The sequence below is a fragment of the Synechococcus lacustris str. Tous genome (genome assembly GCF_003011125.1).
Classification (GTDB): Bacteria; Cyanobacteriota; Cyanobacteriia; order PCC-6307; family Cyanobiaceae; genus Synechococcus_D; species Synechococcus_D lacustris.
Genome location: NZ_PXVC01000209.1, coordinates 1 through 1,134, shown reverse-complemented (window position 1 = coordinate 1,134; position 1,134 = coordinate 1). Strand labels below are relative to the sequence as shown.

Genomic DNA, 1,134 nt, shown 5'->3' with positions numbered 1-1,134 from the left:
ATTTCACCAGGATCAATCAATGCCCCATCAGCTAATGCAGGTAATAAAAGTATTGCARTAGCACTGCCTGCTGCAAAAGAAACACTGCCGCTTGTATTWCCKGTGTAATCACTACCTGCTTKTGCTGTTCCAAATARCTGATAATTAATGCTCAGTGCTGCAGCTGTTGATCCTGTGCGATTAAATGTAAATACAACCGGGCTGCCATCAGTTTCTTTTCCGTTTGCGGTTGCAACAACGGAAATCTGGGGCAGGTCTGCTTGCTCCACTGCAACCTCACTGCCAAATAGGATTGCAATGCCATGATCAGCTTTTGCCTGTAGTGACTCTTTTTTACTATCGCTAACATTAAAATTACTTGTTAACAGCGCTGCAAATAAGGCACCTTCATCCCCAGGAGTATCTACTGCATTTAATAGCCCATCTAAGTGATGCCCCAGCTCCTCCGTGAGCACAGCAAAAACATCTGCATTTCTTGCACCATATAGCCAGTTTTCATTTARATAAATCTTGCCAGTGCTGATTGCATAAGCGCCCATTGCGCCACTGATATCTACAGCTGATAGCAGTTCAACTTCAGGCAAACTCTTGARATTAGCTGCCTCCCATTCACTGATCAGTATTTGCAACCCTTCTGGAATGCCACTCAGCAGCAGTGCTTCTTGCGCAGCAGTTGCTAAAGAACCACCCTTTGCCCATTGCTGCAACAGATTTTTCCACTGGTTCAGCAGCGGGCTCAGAGTTGTATTGGGTTTTGCAAATGCCATAAAACCCAAACCCTCAAGAAACGGCAGTCAAACGGCGCGTACCAGGAGGCAGAACGCCTGTGGCATCTATATCTCTTTATAATCTATTCGTTTTTAAGCATTTCGTCAGGTTATTGAAAATATTGCATAAACCAGTAATGGCAATTGTTTTCAGCGTTTTATTGCAGCGCACTAGGTAGTTTTCTTAATCCTTTGCTGGCATTTACCACCATAACTCCAACCCTAGACCTGCCAGTGCTGCTGCTCTTCTGAGGCAGCAACTAGCAGCAACCTCTGCAGCAGGTGCCTTTGACGTGGATTCCAATGGTTCTGATGCCACTGCTGAGTAATGAAGCAGATCACCATCAGCAGTTGGGATCGTCAAACC

1 protein-coding gene is annotated in these 1,134 nt (G+C 45.3%); it reads right to left on the bottom strand.

The features are described 5' to 3' along the window. Positions 1–767 (bottom strand): hypothetical protein (locus C7K08_RS14370; RefSeq protein ID WP_423218704.1); only part of this gene is annotated, 767 nt, incomplete at its 3' end. Between the last annotated feature and the right edge of the window lie 367 nt (positions 768–1,134).